The following is a 24129-nucleotide window of genomic DNA, read 5'->3' as shown; positions in this document are numbered from 1 at the left end:
AATCCATTATTTTTTTACAGATAGTCTGAACCCATGCTCCACCGAATAGGGCGGGCACCAGTTTAACGTTGTTTTTGTATGAGAGATATCGACCTGAAGTGATCCAATTAAGCGCTCAACCATATCTTCCTTGCGTAACAATTTTCCTACTATTCTAAAACCCCATGCTGGAACTGGCAAACCTATATTTTTCTTGCCCTGGACATTCGCCATCATCGCGACCATGTCTGCAGTGGACAAATCGTGATCATCACTGACCAGAAATACCTGGCCCGCCGCTGCAGGGTGTGTAATACATACTTTAATTAAATCGACTAAGTTATAAACGGAAACTAAGCTTCGCCTGTTATGTTTTAAAGCTTGAAATGGTAATGGAACCCCTTTATTCACAAATCGCATTAACGCAGAAAAGTTTGCTTTAACCCCCTCACCATACACCAGTGGTGGACGAATAATGACAATCTCCATCCCAGTTTCATTTCCCAACTGAATTAGCTGAGTTTCGGCTTCAGCCTTAGAAATACCATAAGGATCTTCTGGTTGCGGGCTATCATCAGCGGTAAAGGGCTGTCTGCTGGTAGTGCTCTCACCATTCACTTTTACAGAACTAATGAAGATGAAGCGTTTAACGCCAGCCTCAGCAGCCTGTTTTGCCAAGTTTATTGTACCGGCAACGTTTGTTGCACGAAACTCGGATAAGGGATCCGCAGCGCTTTCATTCATAACATGCACTCGCGCGGCAATGTGAATAACAACGTCAACATCCATTACTGATGGGGTGTAATCCGTTGAATCGTTTAGCAAAGCTTCCTGCCAGTGGCTACATGCAGGTGCCGGTGAGCGCCCTAACATTTTGACATCATCCGATGGAGACAACTGCTTGACCAGGTGCGTCCCGACGAAGCCTGAATAGCCAGTCAATAACAGTTTGGTCATTCTCTTTCTCCTAAGCCAACAATTGTCTCGCTCATGTTTTGCATAATATGGTTACGCGTATATTTCTCTATAAATGCTCGTCTGTCAGTGAAAGACATAGAAAGCTTTGTTAGGGCTTCCACGGCCCCTTCACTGTCACCCGGCGCGAATACCTGGGCATTAGGTACCTCTGCTCGAATAAATTCAGCAGCATAACCCGCAACCCCGGCTAAAATTGGTTTACCTGTCGCCGCATACTCAAATACCTTCGAGGGCAAAACTTTTCTGAATGCGTCATAATCATTTAAATGCAAAAACAACACATCTGCATCAAGATACTTCTGGATCAATTCTGCTCGATTTACCGGAGGAAGTAATTCAACATTGTTACTGTCTATCGCCGACTGAAGTAGCTGTTTACGTCCACCATCACCAATGACTTTAAATTCAAACCCAGATGGTACACGCTTCGCAAAAGTAGGGATAATCGAATGCAAACCCTGCCCTTCACCAACATTGCCGGCATAGAGTATCGTCTTACTCGCAGAGTCATCACTTGACTCTTTAACGGGCAAATCGAGAAACTCATCGTCAATGCCGTTGGTATACCAAGTGTATTTTACATCAGGGTAGCGGCTTTTAAAGTAACCTTCAAAACCTCGAGATACCAGATTAATATGATTCGCGGAGCGAAAGGTATATTTCTCTACACAAGAAAGCAGCGGCTTCAGCACTCTAGCAAGATGAGGGTTTAAAACGTCTTTGATTGTGTCAACGAATATATCCCTGATATCCAGATAAAGCGGAACCTTTTTGTCTTTTGCTACAGTCGCGCCTAAAAATGCAGTGAATAATCGGGAGCTAGTTGCAAAAACAACATCATAATTTTGGTGCTTGACGAGTTTTTTGGCCTGTCGATAATACGTTACGAAAGACCTGATTTGATCTACCATGCCACTGTTGTGTGACGGGAGCTCTACGCGCTTTATTTTTATGGCACCATCTATCTCATCTGATGTTGCACCGGCACTAAAACTGGCATATCGATTTGGCATTGTTGTGACTACATCGACCTCTACCCCAGCTTGTTGCTTTAGCTGCTCAACTAAAGCTGTCGTTCTAAATGAGCCAGCGCATAGGTCTGGTTTAAAGTAAAATGATAAAACCAGTATTCTCACAAGTCCCTCATAATTTGTTTGATTTCTGTTCTTAAGTTGCCGTTTGCAAACTCTATCTCGATCTTTTTATTCGCAATGGACTTACCAAATTCAGGGTGCCAAGTACTGTCTTTTATATTTATTGGCTCTGCACTACTCACTAAGCAAAGCACTTCATCACCTTTTGTGATTTTAAGCTCTTTCTCTGAAAGTTTAATGACATCAACATCCGGGTGAAGATGCAGATGGAAACAAGCAGGGAGCTGTTTTGACAACATATCACTGACAATGACACTAGCAGGTGAACACAGTAATTCTCGTGTATGCTTAACCTTTGGACTTTGCTGTAAATAGCCATTGTGACTGGCGATTAGCTGGACGTCACTAGCACGACTTGTAGACTTTTCCAACTTTGCATATGCCCGTTTAGCCACCCTAAAACCCGACCAAACCTGTGAAGAATCATATCCTAAGACTGATACGGTGTTATGTGCTGCGGTTTGGCGCTGCCTTATACGCTCAGGACTAGTGCCATATAGCGACGTACCTGAGTTTACAAAGACACGCTGCTTACCTATCGATAGCTCAAAGCTTAACGTATCTGCATGTGCGTGTCCCGGCAAATAGTCAGGCCCAACATTGGCATGGTCGAAAATAATGGCATACTGCTCATAAGACACACGGCTGTATCCACTATCTTGATTGGTAATTAACTGCTCATTTATTATATCGTAATTGAGCCCTAACTTACATGCGTAAGAAAATATCTGTTGTGGTTGCATCGCAATGCCGATGGCAGCATCATTAAAAAAGCTCACTTCGCCATCTTCATGGATCATAGACGACAGCCAATTCAATGCCTTTGTTGCGATACCTGTCCACTTTGGCAAACACTCAGTCAGCTCAGGCCTGTTACTCGTCATCGCCAAATCTATCAGTTCAAGCAAATCCCATAACAAGATTTCATGATACATTGGCGAGAGTTCAAAATGCGCACCATCTGCTAAAAATTGCTCGTCAAGCTCTTCATTAAGTAGCTTGATACCCTGCCCTAACAACTGTGCAGAGTTTTCTCCTTGCAAATAAGCGCCAACAAAGGTCAACGCCTTAGCATTGGCAAATAAGTGATTTCCAAGGATATGATATTCCAGTAGCTGCGTCAGCACATTTGCCTGGTCAAGCATACTCTTGAGGTAATTGGGAGGCACTTGAGACTGTACACTGCACCATTTGACCCAGTTTACCAACCGCAAAGAAATCGGATAGGGCTCCCAACCATTTCCTTCACACGGTGGATTTTCTGCAATCCATTTATCAATAAAGTCATTATGTAGAGCGTATCTCTGCGCCCCATCTTGCGAACTCAAGTCATCAAAATAATGTAAGTTATATAACCATAACTTTGGCTTACTTGCGCAATTCCAATCGGCAGCAGTTTGAATCTTCCCGGCTTGGTTAAGAAACTTAACATCGGCATTACTGAATAAGCTTTGCTTATTCAGTAATGGTCCTGACCACCGCCATTCAGAGTTGCTTGGCTGAGTGCTCTCGATAAACCTTGGTTTACGAAATCGATAATAAACTCTGAAATATATTTGCTTAAACTTAAGATATTTCACTGTGTGAAATATCTTAAGTATCCTTTTTATTTGAGCGCTCATTGTTGTCTAAGTTGCTCGGCTATATCAATAGATATCTTGGCTACTTCAAAAATCTCATTTATATCAATTGGCGCAGCCGTACCCTCTCGGATAGAGTCTAAGAACAATTGCGAGCAAAGATTTTGGCCTTTATCTTGCTTCCAGAGATTCATTTTTTTGAATCCTTTAAAGCCAAACCCTTTTAACTTAACAAAGTTATCTAACTGCAAAACTTTACCGTCAGCGAACACTTCAATCCGTTCTTTAGGGAAACTTGCGGCACCATTGGCATAATAGTGAATGGTACCAAATGAGCCGTCAGCAAAACCGAGTATGATTGCAGCTTTGTCCTCGGTGATGTCTACCGCATCACTATCACCCATTCTACGCGCTTGCACAGACACAATTTCACTACCAGCAAGGAAACGCATTAGATCCACAAAGTGACAAGCTTCGCCAATAATCCGCCCACCGCCAACCGTGATGTCTTGAGTCCAATGATCGGAAGGAATGCTACCCGCATTCATCGTCATGATGAATGATTTAGGTCCTTTTATTGGTTTAATCAACGATTTAATTTTTTGTATTTGTGGCGCAAATCGACGGTTGAAGCCGACCATCAATTTAGGAGGATTTGCTGTCTGAGAGGCTTTCTCATAAGCAGATTTAACCTCCTCAAGCTCTTCATGAGTGATCGCCAGTGGTTTTTCTACGAAGACATTTTTTCCAGCATCTAAAGACTGCGTTACAAAATGAGCGTGGCTATTGTGGCGGGTTACGATAGCCACGGTATTTACTTCATTACTGTCGATCAGTGCGTCTGTATCAGTAGTGGCTTCTTTAAAGCCCGCATGATCACCATGAATAACACCGTTTATACCGCCTGAAGTAGAAATGCTATGTAACTGTGCACCGGCATTCTTGAACGCAGGAATTAATACCCGTGAAGCATAGTTGCCAGCACCTACAAACCCTACAACAGGTTCTCCCGGCTGAAATACAACTTCAGAATTAAGCGTTACTTTTGATGTGTGTCGAGATTCTGCAGGCGAACCATACTGTAGAAGAATACCCAGTGCTGACTTATCGCTGGTCAATAAATCATAGGCCTCTGTCGCATTTTCAAACAAAATACGATGTGTAATAAGTGGTTTAACATTAAGTTGTCCACCTGACATCATATCTAGAATAGCTTCAAAGTTTCTCTGTTCAGTCCACCTAACAAAAGGCAATGGGTAGTCATTTCCCTTTTCTTCATAGTTAGGATCATAACGACCAGGCCCATAAGAGCACGACACCTGAAACGTCAGCTCTTTTTCATAAAAATCGGCGCGACTTAGCTCCAGGCCAGTTACACCCACTAAAATAATACGACCGCGTTTACGGCTCATGCGGGCTGCTTGTGTAACAGGATCATTCGATTTGGTGGATGCGGTAATAATGACGCCATCAATGCCATTGCCACGACTAAATGCCAAACCAGCGGCAACAGGATCTTCACCTAGACCAGGGTTACAAATTTCTGCTCCAAACTCTTTTGCCATATCCAACTTGGCTTGGTCGAAATCGATGGCAAGTACTCTGCAGCCTTGTGCACGCAACATTTGTACAGTTAATAGGCCGATCAGTCCAACGCCTGTAACAACAAATGACTCACCCATCGTAGGATTAGCTAAGCGTATACCTTGTAAACCAATACTCGCGACAACAGTAAATGCAGCCTCTTCGTCAGTAACATTGTCGGGAATCTTTGCTACAAGATTTTTAGGCACGCGAACGACATCCGCATGAGGGCCGTTTGAAATAACGCGATCACCAAGTTTAAATTGTTCCGCTCCACGTCCGCTTTCTGCAACAACACCTACATTACAATACCCAAGAGGCAGTGGCTGTGCTAATTTAGATTTTACGGCATCAATTGTCGTAGCCAAACCATCTGTTTGGACTTTTTCTAAGACCATTTTCACTTTGTCAGGCTGTGACCGGGCTTTATCAATCAGGTTTGCCTTACCAAAGTCAACCAGCATTCTTTCTGTGCCAGCAGAGATTAAGGTCGTAGTAGTATTAATGACAACGTGGTTCTTAGTTGCTTTTGGAGCCGGCGCCTCAACAATTGACGAGCCGCCTTTCGCCATATCCTGTAAAATTTGTTTCATAACTTATTGACCAAATTTGAAAAGTTTCTTTATTTTCTGTCTCTGCTTATAGTCAATCAAGCCTATCAAGCTCTGATAAAATTTACTCTTTTGAAATTTCTTAAACTTAAAATAAAAACTTGAACGCTTTTTTAAAACTAAATGCTTCGGCTGATTAGAGAAAATTGCCGAATAGTTTGTCACGCAATCACTTGGCTCAATAGTTTCAAACACATTGATTAATGCACCTACCTCACTTTTTTTGTGAGCATCACTACCAATAAATTTTATTGCGCTACTATTTTGTTTGACTATTTTCTCAACTAGAAATTTAGGAGTCGGGCCGTATCTATAGTTGTCTACCTCAAACCCGTGAGCATAATCAATTGCTTGACAAAACTTGTCCGAATCAACGTTCCGATTGCCATATACACCAGTTGCATGGTAAGGATGAGGAAAAACAATTTTAGCCCCTAACGCTCTCAAATTGTCTAACAATTCAATTAGCGGATAAAAATAAGCTGATTTTTCCAATGAACGGATCGAATTATCAATACCAATTACATGCACTCCTTCTTTTGTGGTGAATTCAATCGCTTTCAAAATCACAATGCCATTGTCAGAAAAAAGCGTAAGCTCTTCTTCTGAAACTGAACAGACATCGTGATCGTTGATAATAATACAATTGACACCAGACTCATGAGCTTCCTCAATGATGCTCTCTACACTCATGGAGGAGTCAAAAGAGTGATAAGTATGACAATGTGAAACTAGTTTTAACATATTGACTTAATGAAAGGATTTTTCTTTCCTTCCCCTACATAAACAAATGAGCCACTAACATCAAAGGTCAGATTTAATTTATTAAATAACCTATCGTTTATATCTTTATCGAGTCTTTCTAGTAAACCTGGCACATCTATACCCTCCTTGATATCTAATATAACCTTTAAGTTATCAACTCCCTCTTGCACTAGCTGCCAAGAAGACAATTCGTTGTCGTAATACTCAAACATAGTGTAGAAATTTGTAACTGGAATCTTACTTCCATCGGCCAAAGTAATGGTGGCGTCTTCACGACCTATTACATTTTTAATACTGGGAGATACTCTAGAGCAACTGCATTTCTCTTCAACAACTTCCGCTAAATCACCTGTGTCATAACGAATAAGTGGCATAGCATAATTATTCAGATTAGTTCCAATGATCTTTTTAAAACTACTTCCCTCGATATCAAGAAGCTCTAAGTGCCCGTACTCTTCATAATTATGTAAATGCGTCCCTTCTTCACAACCGCCAAACATCACTATCTGTTCAGCCAACCCGTAGTGATTAAAAACTGGTGCGTTAAGGTATTTTTCCATTTTGCGCTTATCATTTTCAGCCAACCGTTCCGAGGCTGTCAAAATTCCTTTAAATTTTGGCAGTTTAACATTCGGATGTTTCTGAGCATAATTAGCGATTGCGAGAATTGAAGATGGGTACCCCCTAAGAAACGTAATCCCAAACTCATTCATTTTTTCCAAGTAAAACTCGATATGTTTATCGCTAAGGTGAAATGGGCTGAAATAATGAAAGTTTCGGAGCTTATCTATCCGAATTAAGTCATTGTCATTCTTAGGGACATGACTGCGGACTATTGCCATTTTATCGCGAAACTTATAACCAGCCCAACTCCAATGTCTCCATATACAAGACTGCTCAATGATCCAATGACGCGGAGATATCAATGCTCTAAATGGATTTCCAGTCGAGCCAGACGTTTTAAACTCTAAACAAAATTGAGACTTAGCATGATTAATCAGCTTGTCTTGATTCTCTCTGGCTTCGCGCTTAGACAAGATTGGTACTTTGTTGAAATCAGACAGACAGTTAAAGTCTTTGTGAGGATCAAATCCTGCAGCACTATACTTTTCGTTATAAAAAGGAATGTTATCATAAGATTCACACAGCAACTTCTTCAAGCTCTTGAATTTATCATGATCAACTGCCTGCTTATCTTTATAACAGTAGCGACTAGATTTAAGCTTAAAGTGCAGATACCCAAATAAAACCAAGAAAGGTTCCAACAGTTTTGGAAACAACATAAAATCTAACTTCCCTTGTTCATATCAAAAAGATAAAAACTTTACAGTGAACTGCGAATGGTTTCAAATACAAAGTCCATTTGCTGACGCGTACCTATAGTTATACGGGTATAGTCAGACATTCCATTAACATGACCATAATTTCTCACAAAAATTTGGTTATTTTCCAAATGGCTCATAACTTGTTTTTGCTGCTCACCAAATTTCACCAAGACAAAATTCCCCCCCTGTGAACCGATAACCTCAATTCCCAAGGACAACAATGACTCTGTGAACACTTTCTTCGCTTCAAGTACCTCATCAACATACTCCTGCATATAGTTGACGTCAGCCAATGCTGCGGTGGCTGCAATTTGAGCATAACTACTTATGTTCTTTGGATTTCTTAACTTTCTTAGTCCTTCCATATTGTGCTTACTAGCTATTGCATATCCCACTCGGAATGATGCCAGGCCAAAAGCCTTTGAAAAGGTTCGACATATAATTATATTCTCGTAGTTCGCAACAAGCGGCGAAGCCGAGCAACCAACAAATTCAAAGTAAGCTTCATCAATTATGAACAGGACATCATTGAACCTTCTTACGAGTTGCTCTATAAGCTCAGTTGAGTATATTGTCCCAGTAGGGTTATTAGGATTACATAAATAAACGATCTTTGGTCTATTTTCTTCAACGTATTCCTCAAAGCGTGAAAAATCAAATTTAAATTGATTCTTTTCATCTAGCCAAAAATAGTCAACTTTAGCGCCAATACTCTCTGCTGCTGCTCTAAAATTATCATAAGTAGGAGCGATCATAGTAATATGATCTCCAGGGTTAATAAAAGCACGTATGATATACTCATGCAGCGCATCAGAGCTTGCGAAATAATCGATATAATCAACGTCAACTTGACTGTAAGATGACAACTCACCACGCAATTTTTTATTATTTACATCCGGGTACCAGTTCATTAAGCCATTGTCAGCAAATTCCAACAGTGCTTTTCTTACTAGTGGTGATGGTGAAATTGTGGATTCATTCCAATCCAACTTTAACACCTTACTTTTATCTTCTATTTCCCAGGCCTTATGAGTTGATACAACATACGACCTTAGACCATGTATAAATTTATTAAAAAACAAAATAACACCCCAAAACTATATATTAAAAACATTTTATTAACTTTAACACTGGTTGTGCAAAGCTATAAGTTCAAATGAAACACCAGTGCAAGACCCTACCCAAACTTTTAAACCAACAAGCTAGGCAAGCTCCAATTTAAACAGAGCAACAACATATTCTTACATTAGGAAAGACCTGAGCTAAAGTTAACTAACAGAAATACTTTCAAGGAAAGTATTTATCAAATCAACACGCTCTTCCTGGCTGTACATAGAGTCTAGAAATTCATAACCCGCGCTTACTTTTTCTCTACACTTTTCCTTATTTTCAATCAGAGACTTAAGCGTTTCTACCAAAGCCTCTGGATTGTTCTGCTCAACTGCGACTGCACTATCTGAACAAATTTCAATTGCAAAATCTGTATCAGTTACAATTAATGGTTTGCCGAAGCAAAATGCTTCGAGATAATGAGCCGAGAAAGTTTCTAAATTACTTGGGACAAAAACAAAGTCAGCGCTATCATAAACACTGGAAATACTTGAATAGCTATACTTCCCTTTATTGACAATATACTTATCAACTTTGTCAGCTGACATTTTACTTTTAATAAAATTAAAAATACCTGAATCAGATGGTAAGGTAAAAACAAACTCTATTTGGTATTTATCCAAAAAATCTTGATGATTGTTTATTATTGGAATAATTTGCTCATAACCTTTGTGCCAATAGTCTGAGCCAGGCACTAGTATTTCAACTTTACCATTATTCAAAGAATCTTTTTTTAAATCACTTTTCAAAAGGCCATTATCAAAAGCATTACTAATTATCTTTTCATTATATTTAAAGAATGCTCTTTTTCTAAATGCCTTTGCAGCCGTCTCTGTTTGAAAAATCAAATAATCGTTATACCTAAGGTGCATACACTTATAGACTGAGTTCAGAAGCGCCTTAATAGAAAGTGAGATCGGCATGAAGTTGAAAAAATTGTTGAGACTTGAATGGGTCACGAATCCATCACTTATGCCACATACACTTAATGCCTTAACCTTCACATAAGACGGCCCCGACATAGTATAAAACACATCAGGCGATATTTCATTGGCTAACTTTGCAATTTCTTTTCTTGTTGACATGCATTTTGCAGGAGATTTTTTGAAAACATAAAGTCTCGAATCCGGAATATCGACACCCTGCAACTCCTCTAAAATGCATTCATGTACAAAGTAAACGTAATTGGGATACTTAACAGAATGCTTGATAAATAAAACCGCATTTTTCTTGCCTCCACCCATGATATTGGTAGTGCAGTTAAAAATAATCACTTTTTAATAATCCCCACAAATAGAAAAGGTAAAAACATCAACCTAAATCTCAGGTTATCATCGTGCTGAACTGTTAGCACAGCCATAACAAATGACATAGAAACCATACTAACCAACAAGGTTTGTAGCGAACTATTTCCTTTTTTATATAAGTTATAAAACAAATAAATTATAAGCACTGTTTCGGCATAAAGAAGAATATCAAACAAACCTCCCCTTCCGGATGGTGGAATAAACCAAAAAAATATGGGAGACAGTAGTACGTTCAACGCAGCATCGAACTGGTTCAAATTGTATATATCAATACCAATCATACCTAGTTCTGCTTTCTCTCTAAGATGGCCCAAAACAAAAAACTGAATGTAAGATTCGTATACACTCGAACTTTTCAACACCGCCAACGAAAAAAGAAAAATCGTAATAAATATTATGGGCGTTACACGCTTGAAATCGTACCTGTATATACCATAAGACACCAAGTAGAAAAGCGTAAACTCAGGCCTGACAAGGCTACACAAAACTGTTATCACTACGCCAATCAAATTATTAGTGTAGACAAAATATATAAAAGCGAATGATAGGATAAAGAAAAAGAAGTCACGCAAAAAAGTATTAGAAAAATACAAGTACGAAGGTAATATAAAAATCAAAACTATCGTTTTATGACTTACCAGCCCGACCTTCTTCAACTTTAACAACACATACAGCAGTAGTATATTATTAAATATGAAAAAAACACGAGGGTCGTAGGCTTTGAAAAAGCCTACGTATGTTTTCCACAACATGTACTTGAAGTGTTCAGTTTCCCTGTCTGACAAGAAAAACATCTCATCGCCAGACATGTAACTATCACCTACCCCGGATAGAAGGTACAGGCTAGAATAAAGAAATACCAGAAAGAAAAATAGGAAATTATTATTGGTATGCATTGTAAATAAACTCTGCGCGACTCTTCCAGTTGTACTTTTTCTCTATCAAATCATATGAACGTTTGATTTTATCCAGTAAAACATCAGCATCTTCACTTAAGATATCATCGATGACCTTCTGCCAGGAACTTAGATCGTTCTGGTTAACAATGTATGCATTATCATCATTCAAAAATGATTTAAGTACTTTGTGATTAGATACCAATAATAGCTTTTGATACGACATATACTCGAATATCTTAAGAGGACTCATGTATGCGGACGTATCTCTGCCATCGGGCACAAAGACTTTATCTTCATAAGGCGCAATTGCTATGTCAAACGTATCAAATGCTTCATCAAGCTTATCTCTACCAATGAACCCGTAACAGGTAATGTTTTCAGGTATCGACTGCACCGTATACTTATCCAAATCTTCTGTAGTTCCTCCGAACAAGTGAAAATTGATGTCTTCATACTTGTTGGCCAAGCCTACTATGATGTCTAATCCTCTTCCCTTATTGAAACTGCCTACATAGCCGATATCAGTTTTAACTGGTGCGGTATCTTTTTTAGGCTTTAACTCAGCGCCATCGTGGTAGAAATCAACATCTTTACAGCTGGTCTCATTTAAATAATACTCCTTAAGTTCTTCTGAAATCGTCAAAATTCTAAACTTAATTCCTCTTAGCATTATTATTTTAATAAACAGCTTGTTCCACATCGAGACCGTTGAGTGGGCCTCGTAAATAACTTTTCGGCTGCCTCGTCCAAAACTGAAAAGCGCGATAACAGCAAGACTAAGGGGGTTCCTGGTGAATACGCATTCGAATTTGTTAACAGCTAGAATAAGCTGAATCAAATACCCCAATATATATAGCTTGTTCTCATATCTGACCCCAAGAAGCTCAACACTCTTGTCTAATAGGTAACGATTAAACAGGATAGCTCTATGATCTTCTGTGCCTTTGTACTTAAACATAAAAGCTATACGAGAATAAAAGTTTCTTAAGCCATTAACCTGTTGCACAACTTGATTTGAGTTAGCCGACTTTGACGGGTAGATACTGGCACTGATATAAAGTAACTCACTCATGGTAGAATCCTATTCCTATAGTTCCTAACGCTCTGTTATCTCTATCTAAAACACCAAGCATTGTATAATACCTTTTTATAATCAAATATCTAAACCAGCTGTCCCACATATCTGATTCATTCCACCCTCTATCAACTTGAGACCAATGCGTACTGATCTTTGCAAATTGAGGCCTAGATAAGCTAAGAATCATTTTTAATTTTTCGGGAAACGATTGTAAATGCGGCTTCAAAAGACTAATTGAAATCTTGCAAATATTTTTGAAATTGAAAGGTCTAAAATACTGAGACTCGCAAAATCCGCCATCGCTGTTCTGTTCATTACAGATAGCATTAGCGAGCTTTTCCAAAGCTCCTAGAATCTTTTCGTCGCTACTCTTACTATAAGCAGTCATCAAAATACTAAATGCATCATAGTCATAGCACCCGCCTCCACCAGGGATCGGCGCGAAGTGCCCATCGGGGTCCTGTAGTGCTAGTACTAAACGTGCAGCAGCGTCTAGATTCTTAATCTCTTTTTCGAAGAAATCATAAATTTCATACTGATGATATCCGTTCTGAAATTGAGTATATGTTTCTCTACTAGGGGTACACCAAAACCCAAAGTCATTCATGTTTCTATTATGATAGTCAAACCACTTATCAATATTATCGTTTTCAATGATCCTGTACTTATTACTCATATGAGAAACAATCGCAGCAAACATAGCATAGTTTCCTGATGACGGCCGTCCAGTATCGACACCTTTAGAACCCAAGAAATGCTCTAAATCTATACTAGTTACAAACTCTTCAATGTACTCTCCTAATATATCCTTGACGTTTAGGGAGATCAATTCGAAAACAGAAAACACGAAACATAGCAGTTGTAGAAATGGCTTTGAGTAAATGCCGTGCTTTTCCTTTTGTTCTTCTAGACTGCTCTTTAAATAAGCGCTCAACTTTTCCTTATCTATATGCTTGAGAGGATCCTCGCCCACAGTATTTAGTCCAAAAACAGCAAAGCAAGTTGCATAAGCGCTTCTATCACCCCCTTTAGTCAATGAAAAAGAGCAATCATCAATCTTACAACTTAGGATGAATTTTAAGTAACGATTTTCAATTCGCTGTAATTCATCTAATCTCATGGTAATCCCTATTATTCACGCAAAAGATCAAACCTGTAAACTTTTCAACTTCAAGAGTATCGAGTTGAAGGTAGTCTTCAAAAGTACCAGGTAACACCAGTCCTACTTTAGAAGCTAAGGACTTAACTTCGTCTTTGCTAAACTGTTCTTTAAAATATTGGTATGTAGATTCGTTCTTGAACAAGGTAAAAAACTCGTCAAGTGTCTTATAGTTACCTCTAGAATAGGAATTCTTTGGAATATCCTTTCTCAACAAATCATAAAACAATGTCTTATATTGACCAGGTAGTTTTAAGAGGTTTTTCCACCCCCCGACTCTCTCTTTTAAAGAGTAATTTAACATCCTTTCCTGATAGCACTGCTCATGAAATGGATAAACATTTCTGGAATTATATTCATTGAAAGAGATAGTTTGATCTCTGTGATGCATCCACCATCGTTTAAGAGAGTTATAATTATCACAAAGTGTCAGGTTTGCAATTTGAGAAATTTCTCCTGTATCAAGTGCACACTTAAAGCGATTAACATATTCTGTTCTGACCTTATCACTGCAGTGGCCGACCTTACAGACTAAATATCTTTCAAGAATTTTCTCGAGCATACTATCAGGTAGCACCGGGATGTATTTCGTAAAGAAAGTAAGAAAATTGAATAGTCCGAGGCTATTTGTTGAAACCGTTGGTGAAATAATCGAGTACTGAGAGCCCCAAATTATCTTCGCGTTATCATAACGGGAATCGACATATTCGTAGAACTTAAGCAAGTAGATAGGCATACCGTCTAATCGGAGCTCGCTCATACATTGATAAACCCCTTTAATGTAATTTTCCCAACAATGAATCGCATCTTTAGGATCTATCTCAATTGCAGTTACAGTCGCATCAAAATATGACGCAGACTTGTTCGCGTACTCCTTCTGAACAACATCCCCTTCGACACAGAAGGTTACTAATTCTACGTTTTTATAACCCAGCCTCTTAATTTCTTGAAGGAGTAAAAGAGAGTCACTTCCCCCTGAAAAAGCCACTACAATATCGTCATCAAGAGAAGCAGATTTTAATAGCACTTCACTTAGGGTATCCATATATTCAGTTTGAATTTCAGAATATGACTTGTCTGACGTTCTTGATATAGGAGTAAAATGCGACTTAACAACATAATCTAAAGGATTACTTAAGTCTATTACAATTTCAAACCCAGGAGGTAGCTCATTTATATTCTCATAGATAGTTTCATCTGTGTAGTGCTTACGATCCGATAGGAACTTGCCTACCCTTCCTACACTTAAATTAACAAACTCAGTCGGTATATGCTTAATGTCGTCCGAAACAATAATACGCCCTTCTGATATATAGTAATAGATACAAGTATATCCGGGCCAATCTCTTCTAATTGTTACTTTTGACCTGTTGACTATTATTTCAGATTTGGAGTTTGATACTGATATATTGCTCTTTGATGTAATATCAAAATACAACGGAGCTTCAAAAGCATCAATGCAATGCTCATCTCCGTTCGAGTAAAAATTTAAAATCAAACCTAAACCTCCAAACAAAATAACTAAAATCAAACAATGATTTAACTAACAAACCGTAAACAAAATATTGCACATAATCAGTTGCGTAACTTGACAGGGCATAGATAACTAATAGTAAACACCCTTGAAGTAGACTAAATTCCAAAAAGTCTCTCGTTGAAATAACAAAAGATTTAATTAACTCAGCTTGTGATATAGCAATAGCATAAAAGAACAAAAAGTAGACTAGTTCATCTTTAATAAACTGGCTATTTATATCACTACTTATCAATGAGCGATAAATGGAATCAGGGAGTATGAAAACCACCAATAATGCACAAAAATTAACAAGCAACATCGATTTCACATATTTAATGTACATCCCAAACTTATCTTCAAGCGCTTTATTAATTAGCTTAGGTGTCAAAGACATCCCAAAAGCGCCTAAAAATCCCATATATGCAATAAACAAGCTAAGTAACAACTTCGATTCAGTCGAGTTGATCTGTTCACTAGGAATAGAAAGTATCGCATTAGTTGAAAATAACACCCACGGAACAGTGAAAAACATACCAGACAAGTTGTTTTTAAATATGCTTTTGACGTCTTTAAAGTCAATTTCCTTTATATAAAGACCTTTATAAAGCTTCACTTTAAAATAAAGCAGAAAATATATAACTGAAGGCGTGAAAGCATAGAAAAAGATAAACAGCTCAAGCTCATTTTCGAAATAAATAAGCGAAAACAATAAAACAAGTCTAAATAGCGCGTTAATCACCTCAAACTTTTTCAACTGACTAATATCATTTATAGAAAAATAGTGCGATATAACCACCCTAAAAGGCAAGAGCAAAATAGGAATAAGCACGTAGTTGAAGTACTTAAACTCTGACAAATATAAGGTAGAAATTAGAGCTAGAGAGATAAAGCAGTATATATAAAAAACGAACGTTGAAGCAAAATTGACTTTATCCTTATTGTCAATATTAGTTCTTAGATATCTAGAAAGTCCGGTAATCAATACCCCATCGAGAATTGAGAAAATGACAACATACTGGTTAACATCAATCAATGTGTTAAGGTTCCCTTTTTCGTACTCGAGAACGAAAAAGGGAATAATAATAAAAAAAGAAAACCCAGATACAATTCTATGTAGCCAGATAAATAGTATGTCACTCAAAAATCTTATTCCCTACATATTGCGCCAATTTGAGGTACGGGTCTTCTTTTCCTTCAAACTTCTCAACGTAGTTTCTGCCTAATAGGTCAGAATACAAATTGACGTCTACTGAGTGATCTACGATATTTGCTATGAATTTATCGAGCAGCTCCAGATCGGGCTTATGATTATCCAGAAAATCCATATATTTTGTATAAAAGTCAGATAAATTCTCTAGATAAAGCACCATGCTTTCGGGCAAACAGTTAAATGGTGAACGACCTAAAGTGATTAATGGTTTATTACCCAATATAGCATCATATCCAGTAGAACCAGTTACAACTAATACTGATTCAGCAAACTTAATAATATCATTCACTTTCAACGAAGGTTCGGCAATACGTACATTCCCTAATTTGAGAACTTCCATATAAAACTGGATACTGCGTTTACCCACCATCCAGGGGTGCTCTTTAATTACAAGGGTTTTACCAATCGGTAATTGTAAAGAAATTAGTTTAATAATATTAAGCTGATCTATTAACGGCTTTCCGTAAACAAGTAGTGAAACTTCAGGTTCAGTATGTAACGGATAAAAAATAAAGTCTTCATCTTTAAAAGAATCCAAAGAAGAATATTTACCTTTGAGTTTCATCCGAGTTAGTTTGTCATATATATTGTTATAGAAATTCAGATAGAACAAACCAAGAAAGGGGTTATGTAAGTGGTTATCACCCTTAATTTCTGGATTCTTGAAGTAAAAAAGGATATCGCTTATTATCGTTCCCAGCTTTTTCAGTTTACTTGCTTTAAAGCTAGTTTGCACCTTTCCTGTAGACTGAATGACTCCTTCATAGGCAAGGCCCTTTTTAATTGTCTTGTCTATATACTGTTCAGCGACCTTATGCGCCTCTTCAGAGCTTTGTCGCTCGGTGTACTTCTGAAAAAAACCTGCAGGCTCGTAGATAGAGTTATCCAAGAAAATGTAGTTATCAATACGACTAGGGCGTAAGTTAAAAAACTTAATGTTTCTCTTCTTACATATTAGAGATGTGATGTAGTCGAATGAAGTTACACATATAAAAGTCACAACAACTTGCGGTTTCGTTTGGTCAAAGAATCGCAATACGCTTGATACCAGGTTATAAGTGATTTCTAGCTTTTGGCGTTCTGTAAACTTCGGTGTATTATCCTCACGAACAACACTCTTTTTACCCATCGAAACTCTGCGATCTGTCAGGCAAACGTCACGCAGCGAAAACTCTGGAGAGTATTCCCTTTCGAAGTCACTAAGGTAAGCCCTCAGTTCGGCATCGCTCATATCGACTGGCTTACCGAACTCTTCCCATTCTAATAACTTATGAGCAGGATCAATCAATTGATCGTAACCATTTTTCTTATAAAAAAAGCTATCCGAAATAAGAAAGTTATTACGTTTAAAACCTAATTTTTTACTAAGCCTGTAGAAAAGTTCCAGAGACCTTCCTTGGCAAACAAATAATATGCTATCGGTTGCATTCTCTGTTGTAGTCATCAATCTGTCCAATGTCGTTCCAATACTCGTACATTTTATAAATGTATACTTTCGATTCTAGTTTAACCTGATTAATTAAATCAGGCATGTCGAGATAGTCATTTTCGATACCTTTTACAATATTTGTATTCAATGCATAAATGCCCGAATTACAAAAATAGGTATAAGTTGGTTTTTCAACTATATTGCGAATCTCATTATTTGCGCCATACTCGATGATGCCGTAGGGCATAGGTACGCTGTAATCCTTTCCACAAATAGTCAACATTGAATCGTTATTTTTGTGAAACTGATAGAACTTGTTAACATTTAAATCTGTAACAACATCACCATTTAGGAGGATAAAGTCGCCTTCTTCCACAACGTCCAGCAAGCTCAGGCACCCGGCAGTACCTAACTTTTTATCTTCCTTTAAGTACTCTATCTGAACTCCGAGGCGACTTCCGTCTCCGAAGTAGTCAATAATATAATCACTCAAATAATTGACAGATATATAGAACTTTTTAATATTATAATTTACAAGCTTTAGAATCTGGTGCTCAAGCAATGGCTTATTATGCACAGGTAGCATTGGTTTAGGAATATCGTTTGTCAGAGGCCTTAAGCGCTTTCCTTCACCACCTGCCATAAGCAATGCGAAATCAAAGGATTTTTGCTCTTTTTCTTGAGTGCAAATTTCCAACACTCTGTAGCTTTCATCAACAATAGGAATAGCTTTGTATTTATCCCAATCGCTTTCTTCAATTTCACTATGGTTATATACTACAAATGGGTTTCTATTTAACAAGTTAGATATAGAATCATCAATATTTCCCGCGTTAATAAGATAGCGTCTTATGTCACCATCAGTAACAGTTCCTATTAAATGAGACTCGACATCACATACAAAGAGGATTTTAAATTTATTCTTATTAATACGGTTCAAAGTTTCACAGACACTAACATCCGGCGAAATTGTGTAAATAGTCTTATCTAAACCAGCCATTTTCAACCTCACCTTTAAGCGTCATCTGCTTTTGAATTAGCACTTTGTTCACTTCAGTCGTAGATAAAACATCGACCAGTGTTTTTGCTGCATTGCCAAAATCATATGGGTCTTTAACTTCTGAACATGCATCGCTAAACTCAGGTGAGAACAAACACTGTTCAATCGCAGCAATGATCTCTTCCTTGTTATAACCAACATGAATAGTATTGTGGGCGCTCAGTCGTCCATTTTGTCTACTACCTATGTTGACGGCAGGGCATTTAAACGCTGGGGTTTCTTTAATTCCTGAAGAGGAGTTACCGATGCATGCCAACTTGTATCCAAGCTTATTGAGCTTTAATAAGCCATGATATAAATAGCGTCCAAGACTAGGGACAATTTGTACATTATCAAAACTGTCTAATTCAGAGTGCAGTTTCTTGATAATTTCCTTTCCACCGGCGTCATTATTAGGGTAAGTACAAACAACTTGTACACCTTTATTTGCCCAATACTTCAGAGCTTCAATCGAAGGGATGATCTGATCTACAGCTTCATCGAATTCTGTGGTCACTGAATGCTGAGTGAAAACAATCATCTCTTTATCTAGGTCTAATCCCAATTGGCTCTTTATTTCGTCAGGTGTTGCAACTGAAATATCAGATAGAGTTTCCAATGATGGAATACCAATTGTGTGCACTCTCCATGGTTCTTCACCCATCGCAAGAAGACGGTTTGTAGCTTGCTGATTAGTGGTAAAGTGAAGATGAGATAGCTTACTGATGGAATGTCTCACAGAGTCATCCAACGCGCCGCCCTCGGTAATATCACCACCTTCAATGTGCGCGACAGGGATATTCATTTGCGTAGCAGCAATCGCGGCGGCAAACCCTTCAAATCTATCCGCATAAACGATAACAATATCAGGCTTTAGTTCAGCGAAAACCTCTGACAATTTTAGAATTCCATTACCAATTGCTTGAACTGTAGAAATCAAATTGTCCTTGTCATTATTGATAGAAATTAACTTATAGATGTCAAAACCATCTCTTTCTATTTCTTGTAATGATTTTCCAAAACTATCATCAAGATGAGCGCCAGCTACTACAAGGTAGTAGTCCAAGCCTTCTCTATCCTTAATTTCTTTCAGTATAGGAACCTGAAGACCATATTCAGCCCTATTACCTGTAAAGACACATATTCGTTTAATCATATAAATTCTCCAAGTTGTACACCGGGACCCAACCTGTATCATTTTTAAATTTGGTTATATCTTGCACTTGATAAGAGAAGGTTGAACTAGTATTTTTTGAAATCACTTGCTTACCAGGGAATTTGTGTTGCACAATTTGAGTTGCAAGGTCAAAAGCACTAAGCCCATCGCCGCTTCCAACATTATAAATACCTGAGACATCTTTATTAATAACTGCTAGTAAAGCTCGAGAAAGATCTCCAACATGTAGAAAATCTCGAACAGGAGAACCATTTCTTATGTAGACAGGGTCAGAAGTGGGCTCCTTTAGTTGTTTATAGATATCCCCAAAGATATTATTTTGAGTAAATGATTCCTTTGAATACAGATTACTCAATCTCAAAATTGTGTTATTCCCGAAGTTAAATAACGTCTCGTTTTTACACTTTAATTTAGCGTAGAGATCTATTTGTTCAAGCGCGTCGGTTTCAGTTGAAGGGGCCTTGTTTTTATCTCCGTAAACTACGGAGCTAGATAAATAGACAACCTTCGAAAAGTCTGAATCTAAAATATTTTGATTAAGACGCTCAAGAAATCCTTGATAGTCGTAATTATTATTGACATAGCTTCTGTCTCCACACTCACCAGCATGAATACAGATGGCATCCTTTCCACAATCAACGCGACTAAACTCCCGCGCAGAAATAACGGATAACTCAAAATTATCCTGTTCTGAAAAATAGGATGCCAGTTGCTTTGCTACGAAGCCACTTTTACCGATAACAAAGACTTTTTTTGTTGCAGCATTTACCACGATGTTAGGCCGCCATCAACGAAGAACTTCTGACCAGTCATGTATTTAGAATCATCAGAAACCAATAACCTCAACATAGGGTATAGATCGGCCGGTTCAGCCATTCTACCAAGTGGTACACGGTTACAATATTTTTCCTTAAAATTGTCGGATTGGATGCTATTAACCCCACCAGGATAAATTGTATTTATGCGACCATTGTATTGATTTAAATAGCTAGACAACCACAATGTGATACCATGAATTCCGGCTTTACTCGCAGAGTAGCTAATAAATGAAGAGAACTCCTCACCTTCATATATTCTATGATCAGGTGCAACTTCTCCATAAATGCTAGCCACGTTAACTATTGAGTGAGCCTCGCTCTTTTTAAGTAACTTCATTGATTTTTGAATAAGTAAAAATGGTGCGGTTAGATTAATCGCAATCACCTTTTCCCATAAACTCAATGGATACTCTTCAAAGCTCTCGAATACATTTCCGAACTGCAGAAGGTATTCTCCAGTTGCAGCTGCGTTGTTTACCAGCGCGTCCAATCTATCTGTGTGCTTTTCCACATCCGCAACTAATCGCTCAATATCCTTCTCAGAACATAAGTCAGTTACAAAGCCGTGCACTTCGGTGTTATATTTCTCACTTAAATGCTGAGCAAACTCCAGTGGCTTTCTGCTTTCGATGTCTGACAGGAACAACCTGGCGCCTTCTTTGACCAGATTCTCACAATAATAGCTACCGAGAATACCTGTGGCACCGGTAATCAATACAACTTTATCTTTTAGATTGTTCATGTAATTTTTTTCTCATGAAATATTCGACCAGTTCAAAGTCAAGCTCTGAATCGACATCAAAACACTTTTCTTGCCCGATGTCATAGCCTATGGTTTCTCCAGACAATAAGCCTGTGCCATTTTTGATATAGTCGGCTCCCATGACATAAATAGAGGCAACATGTTCATACACTTTTGGTGCATCTTGTCGTCTAACAATGGGGTTAGCGAGCGTTTTGGACATTTCAAAAAAGCCTTCACTATTCGCTTCTACGACATTAAAGTAAGGGTTCTTTCTAGCTTCACAGACTGAAAAAACACCATCACATTTACTGTTTTCATATAGCTCGATCGCGCGGTCAATATCAGAGACATCTCTAAGAGGAGAAGTGCAATCTAAATCGATATATGTATCAATTTTACCATCTTTAAGTTTGTTTAATTCTGACAAAGCATGCTGCCAAACTTCCCACTTACCAGCTGAATCATTTGCTAATTCATCAGGGCGCATGAACTCTACCTTTGCGCCATACCGCTCCGCGGTTTCAGCAATATCTTTACAGTCCGTGGAAATGTAAACTTCATCAATATATTTTGATTGCAAAGCAGTTTCTATTGACCATGCGATCAACGGTTTACCTAATAATTCCTTTATGTTTTTATTCTTAAGACCTTTGGAGCCGCCTCTAGCCCCTATTACGCAAACTTTCATCTACGTTTTCCTTTTTAATTACATTTATTAGCTTAACTATTTCTAATCCATCTTCTAAATCGGAAACAGCATTTTTCTCGCCACTTTTAATATTATTCAGGAAGTGTTGCACGTAATCCTCGTACATATCATTCCTGTCAAAATTGGACATGCTTTGAGATAGCGTTTCTACGCCTTCATTGTCAAAGACTTGCAGCTTTGCAGTAGCATAGTTCCAAAACACACTCCCTCTCTCAAAAATAAATTGAGAGTTTCGCGTATAAGCCAAATTGAGATAGTCCAGATGGACGTTTGATTGAATGCCATTATTGTGTATTGATATGACATCTGCACTGGCTTCTGACTCGATGTTAATAGCACTGCCTGACAGTATTTGAGCACTAGAGCTGCGATAAGCGCCACAAAAGAAACGAGCGAGATCTAACTCATGTGACAAGTCATTAAGTACTCCACCACCTTCTGTAGCCTTAGCACTATAACTATCAACATAATCAACGTTTGGTCGCCAGAACTTTAAGTGCTGTCCGACATTGAGCTTGCAATGAAGCAAACGACCAAGATCACCACTTTCGATAATCTCTTTTATTTGTTTGACTTGTGGATGCAATCTCAGCATAAAGCCGGTTTCGATATAATGCTCTGGATTAACAAGCCCACCCCATGAAGCAAATTCATCTAGCTTCATGAGCAAAGGCTTTTCAATAAAGATATTTTTCGAACACTGTAACGCAAACGCAATATGTTCTTCATGCTGACTCGTTTTAGAACAAACAAGTATACCATCAAATTCTTGCACGCTTAAAGAATCGATATAATCGAGTTCCTTGAACTTTCGTACGCCAGAGCAAGAATAAAGAACAGGACGAACTCCCAGCTTAAGCAGATTGTTAATATGCCTAGTGCCAATCGAGCCCGTGCCAATTACTAAGATCTTCATAGTGCTACGTCTGATTTTCTCAGTTGCACGTTTTTGGCAATTTTAGAGATGGCCTTTTTACCGATCAGAGCGTCGTAATCATTTACAGAGAAATCTCCACCACCTGGTCTACGTACCCAAAGGTTTTCTTCGGTCAAAACTTCACCGGCTTCGATTTCTCTCGTCGTCACTACTGAAGCAAAAGCAAACGCAATCGTTTTCTCTTCCTCAGCAATAGGGCCTTTACCAAAACCTTTGCTCTGATGAATAATTTTTGATCCTTCAATGAGCTCTTTTAAGGCACGAGGATCCATTGAGCAACAAATATCAGGGCCTTCACGATTCATAGTATCGGTGTAGTGCCTTTCTAAAATAGAAGCACCGAGCGCAACAGCACCTAGACATGGGTAATTAGACAGGGAATGATCCGACAAGCCTACAACTGTATCTGGGAATTCATTTTTCAATACAGTAATAGCATCCAGACGAATCAACTCCGGGGGAGTTGGATACACATTGGTACAATGCAATAAAGCTAAAGGAATATTGTTATTTTTCAATATTTCAACCGAGGGGCGTATCGTCTCGATAGTATTCATGCCAGTGCTCATAACGACAGGCATACCCATCTTAGCTACGAACTTGATTAGAGGGTAATTGTTACATTCACCCGAACCAATCTTAATCGCATCAATACCAAAACGTTCTAGTCTTTTAGCGGCTTCTCGAGAAAAGGGAGAGCTCATGAAGATCAAGTCCTTTTGCTTTACATATTTGAAAAGCTTGAACTCATCTTCTTCATTTAGCGCACACTCAGTCATAATTTGATGAATGTTTTTATCAGAATTACCAGGTACGATTCCCTTTGCCTCTTCTGACATTTCATCTTCGATGACATGTGTTTGGTGCTTGATAATTTCGACACCAGCGTCTATGGCCGAATCTACCATTTCAATAGCTAAATCCAATGAACCGCCATGATTGATACCAATTTCAGCTATAACAACTGGCGGATGGTTTTCACCGATTTTTCTTCCTGCAATTTCAATTTCAGACACAGTT

Annotated in this window: 21 protein-coding genes; all 21 read right to left on the bottom strand. The window is 38.3% G+C overall.

Features of this window, described 5'->3' with window-relative positions:
- Window positions 1–6: 6 nt before the first annotated feature.
- The gene (locus QNM19_RS14980; RefSeq protein ID WP_049864426.1) at window positions 7–936 is read right to left on the bottom strand and encodes a UDP-glucose 4-epimerase family protein; all 930 of its coding nucleotides are present in this window, start codon (window positions 934–936) and stop codon (window positions 7–9) included.
- Window positions 933–2093, bottom strand: coding sequence for a glycosyltransferase family 4 protein (locus QNM19_RS14975; protein ID WP_049864425.1), 1161 nt, complete (start codon window positions 2091–2093; stop codon window positions 933–935). Before QNM19_RS14975 ends, QNM19_RS14980 begins: the two co-directional genes overlap by 4 nt.
- On the bottom strand, window positions 2090–3691 hold the full coding sequence (locus QNM19_RS14970; RefSeq protein ID WP_284026876.1) for a heparinase II/III family protein: 1602 nt from the start codon (window positions 3689–3691) through the stop codon (window positions 2090–2092). The genes QNM19_RS14975 and QNM19_RS14970 overlap by 4 nt, the downstream gene beginning before the upstream one ends.
- Window positions 3692–3729: 38 nt before the next feature.
- The gene (locus QNM19_RS14965) at window positions 3730–5868 is read right to left on the bottom strand and encodes a bi-domain-containing oxidoreductase (protein ID WP_284026875.1); all 2139 of its coding nucleotides are present in this window, start codon (window positions 5866–5868) and stop codon (window positions 3730–3732) included.
- A gap of 3 nt (window positions 5869–5871) precedes the next feature.
- A complete protein-coding gene (locus QNM19_RS14960; RefSeq protein ID WP_349654726.1) occupies window positions 5872–6630 on the bottom strand; it encodes a PHP domain-containing protein in 759 nt (252 codons plus the stop codon).
- Window positions 6624–7934 (bottom strand): phenylacetate--CoA ligase family protein, encoded by a 1311-nt coding sequence (locus QNM19_RS14955; RefSeq protein WP_284026874.1) that lies wholly within the window; start codon window positions 7932–7934, stop codon window positions 6624–6626. Before QNM19_RS14955 ends, QNM19_RS14960 begins: the two co-directional genes overlap by 7 nt.
- 41 nt (window positions 7935–7975) lie before the next feature.
- Complete coding sequence (locus QNM19_RS14950; protein WP_197094284.1) at window positions 7976–8965, bottom strand: pyridoxal phosphate-dependent aminotransferase; 990 nt, start codon at window positions 8963–8965, stop codon at window positions 7976–7978.
- 279 nt (window positions 8966–9244) lie between these two features.
- Window positions 9245–10360 carry a glycosyltransferase gene (locus tag QNM19_RS14945; protein ID WP_049864419.1) on the bottom strand — a complete coding sequence of 372 codons (1116 nt, stop codon included), beginning with the start codon at window positions 10358–10360 and terminating at the stop codon, window positions 9245–9247.
- A complete protein-coding gene (locus QNM19_RS14940; protein ID WP_284026873.1) occupies window positions 10357–11202 on the bottom strand; it encodes a hypothetical protein in 846 nt (281 codons plus the stop codon). The genes QNM19_RS14945 and QNM19_RS14940 overlap by 4 nt, the downstream gene beginning before the upstream one ends.
- 73 nt (window positions 11203–11275) lie before the next feature.
- Window positions 11276–12364 (bottom strand): glycosyltransferase, encoded by a 1089-nt coding sequence (locus QNM19_RS14935; RefSeq protein ID WP_284026872.1) that lies wholly within the window; start codon window positions 12362–12364, stop codon window positions 11276–11278.
- A complete protein-coding gene (locus tag QNM19_RS14930; protein WP_049864416.1) occupies window positions 12357–13490 on the bottom strand; it encodes a prenyltransferase/squalene oxidase repeat-containing protein in 1134 nt (377 codons plus the stop codon). The genes QNM19_RS14935 and QNM19_RS14930 overlap by 8 nt, the downstream gene beginning before the upstream one ends.
- Entirely contained in the window at window positions 13477–15027 is a 1551-nt protein-coding gene (locus QNM19_RS14925) for an asparagine synthetase B family protein (RefSeq protein WP_049864415.1), read from the bottom strand. The genes QNM19_RS14930 and QNM19_RS14925 overlap by 14 nt, the downstream gene beginning before the upstream one ends.
- The gene (locus tag QNM19_RS14920) at window positions 14996–15799 is read right to left on the bottom strand and encodes a hypothetical protein (protein WP_156202266.1); all 804 of its coding nucleotides are present in this window, start codon (window positions 15797–15799) and stop codon (window positions 14996–14998) included. Before QNM19_RS14920 ends, QNM19_RS14925 begins: the two co-directional genes overlap by 32 nt.
- Window positions 15800–16178: 379 nt before the next feature.
- A complete protein-coding gene (locus QNM19_RS14915) occupies window positions 16179–17699 on the bottom strand; it encodes a capsular polysaccharide export protein, LipB/KpsS family (protein ID WP_049864413.1) in 1521 nt (506 codons plus the stop codon).
- On the bottom strand, window positions 17671–18684 hold the full coding sequence (locus tag QNM19_RS14910) for a nucleotidyltransferase family protein (RefSeq protein ID WP_049864412.1): 1014 nt from the start codon (window positions 18682–18684) through the stop codon (window positions 17671–17673). Before QNM19_RS14910 ends, QNM19_RS14915 begins: the two co-directional genes overlap by 29 nt.
- Entirely contained in the window at window positions 18668–19879 is a 1212-nt protein-coding gene (gene neuC, locus QNM19_RS14905) for a UDP-N-acetylglucosamine 2-epimerase (RefSeq protein WP_049864411.1), read from the bottom strand. Before neuC ends, QNM19_RS14910 begins: the two co-directional genes overlap by 17 nt.
- Complete coding sequence (locus QNM19_RS14900) at window positions 19872–20672, bottom strand: NAD-dependent epimerase/dehydratase family protein (RefSeq protein ID WP_284026871.1); 801 nt, start codon at window positions 20670–20672, stop codon at window positions 19872–19874. Before QNM19_RS14900 ends, neuC begins: the two co-directional genes overlap by 8 nt.
- Window positions 20666–21460 carry an SDR family oxidoreductase gene (locus QNM19_RS14895; RefSeq protein ID WP_284026870.1) on the bottom strand — a complete coding sequence of 265 codons (795 nt, stop codon included), beginning with the start codon at window positions 21458–21460 and terminating at the stop codon, window positions 20666–20668. The genes QNM19_RS14900 and QNM19_RS14895 overlap by 7 nt, the downstream gene beginning before the upstream one ends.
- Window positions 21441–22151, bottom strand: a complete 711-nt coding sequence (locus tag QNM19_RS14890) for an acylneuraminate cytidylyltransferase family protein (protein ID WP_284026869.1) — start codon at window positions 22149–22151, stop codon at window positions 21441–21443. Before QNM19_RS14890 ends, QNM19_RS14895 begins: the two co-directional genes overlap by 20 nt.
- Window positions 22126–23088, bottom strand: coding sequence for a Gfo/Idh/MocA family protein (locus tag QNM19_RS14885; protein WP_284026868.1), 963 nt, complete (start codon window positions 23086–23088; stop codon window positions 22126–22128). Before QNM19_RS14885 ends, QNM19_RS14890 begins: the two co-directional genes overlap by 26 nt.
- On the bottom strand, window positions 23085–24125 hold the full coding sequence (locus QNM19_RS14880; protein ID WP_049864252.1) for an N-acetylneuraminate synthase family protein: 1041 nt from the start codon (window positions 24123–24125) through the stop codon (window positions 23085–23087). Before QNM19_RS14880 ends, QNM19_RS14885 begins: the two co-directional genes overlap by 4 nt.
- Between the last annotated feature and the right edge of the window lie 4 nt (window positions 24126–24129).

Source organism: Pseudoalteromonas ardens, assembly GCF_030125445.1.
In the GTDB taxonomy this organism is placed as follows: Bacteria; Pseudomonadota; Gammaproteobacteria; order Enterobacterales; family Alteromonadaceae; genus Pseudoalteromonas; species Pseudoalteromonas ardens.
This window is presented reverse-complemented; position numbering and strand designations above follow the sequence as displayed.

What these genes read in the sequence shown, in the direction of transcription:
- QNM19_RS14980 (WP_049864426.1), bottom strand. Translation starts at nt 936, where the DNA reads ATGACCAAACTGTTATTGACTGGCTATTCAGGCTTCGTCGGGACGCAC.
- QNM19_RS14965 (WP_284026875.1), bottom strand. Translation starts at nt 5,868, where the DNA reads ATGAAACAAATTTTACAGGATATGGCGAAAGGCGGCTCGTCAATTGTT.
- QNM19_RS14960 (WP_349654726.1), bottom strand. Translation starts at nt 6,630, where the DNA reads ATGTTAAAACTAGTTTCACATTGTCATACTTATCACTCTTTTGACTCC.
- QNM19_RS14955 (WP_284026874.1), bottom strand. Translation starts at nt 7,934, where the DNA reads ATGTTGTTTCCAAAACTGTTGGAACCTTTCTTGGTTTTATTTGGGTAT.
- QNM19_RS14940 (WP_284026873.1), bottom strand. Translation starts at nt 11,202, where the DNA reads ATGTCTGGCGATGAGATGTTTTTCTTGTCAGACAGGGAAACTGAACAC.
- QNM19_RS14935 (WP_284026872.1), bottom strand. Translation starts at nt 12,364, where the DNA reads ATGAGTGAGTTACTTTATATCAGTGCCAGTATCTACCCGTCAAAGTCG.
- QNM19_RS14930 (WP_049864416.1), bottom strand. Translation starts at nt 13,490, where the DNA reads ATGAGATTAGATGAATTACAGCGAATTGAAAATCGTTACTTAAAATTC.
- QNM19_RS14915 (WP_049864413.1), bottom strand. Translation starts at nt 17,699, where the DNA reads ATGACTACAACAGAGAATGCAACCGATAGCATATTATTTGTTTGCCAA.
- QNM19_RS14910 (WP_049864412.1), bottom strand. Translation starts at nt 18,684, where the DNA reads ATGGCTGGTTTAGATAAGACTATTTACACAATTTCGCCGGATGTTAGT.
- neuC (WP_049864411.1), bottom strand. Translation starts at nt 19,879, where the DNA reads ATGATTAAACGAATATGTGTCTTTACAGGTAATAGGGCTGAATATGGT.
- QNM19_RS14895 (WP_284026870.1), bottom strand. Translation starts at nt 21,460, where the DNA reads ATGAACAATCTAAAAGATAAAGTTGTATTGATTACCGGTGCCACAGGT.
- QNM19_RS14890 (WP_284026869.1), bottom strand. Translation starts at nt 22,151, where the DNA reads ATGAAAGTTTGCGTAATAGGGGCTAGAGGCGGCTCCAAAGGTCTTAAG.
- QNM19_RS14885 (WP_284026868.1), bottom strand. Translation starts at nt 23,088, where the DNA reads ATGAAGATCTTAGTAATTGGCACGGGCTCGATTGGCACTAGGCATATT.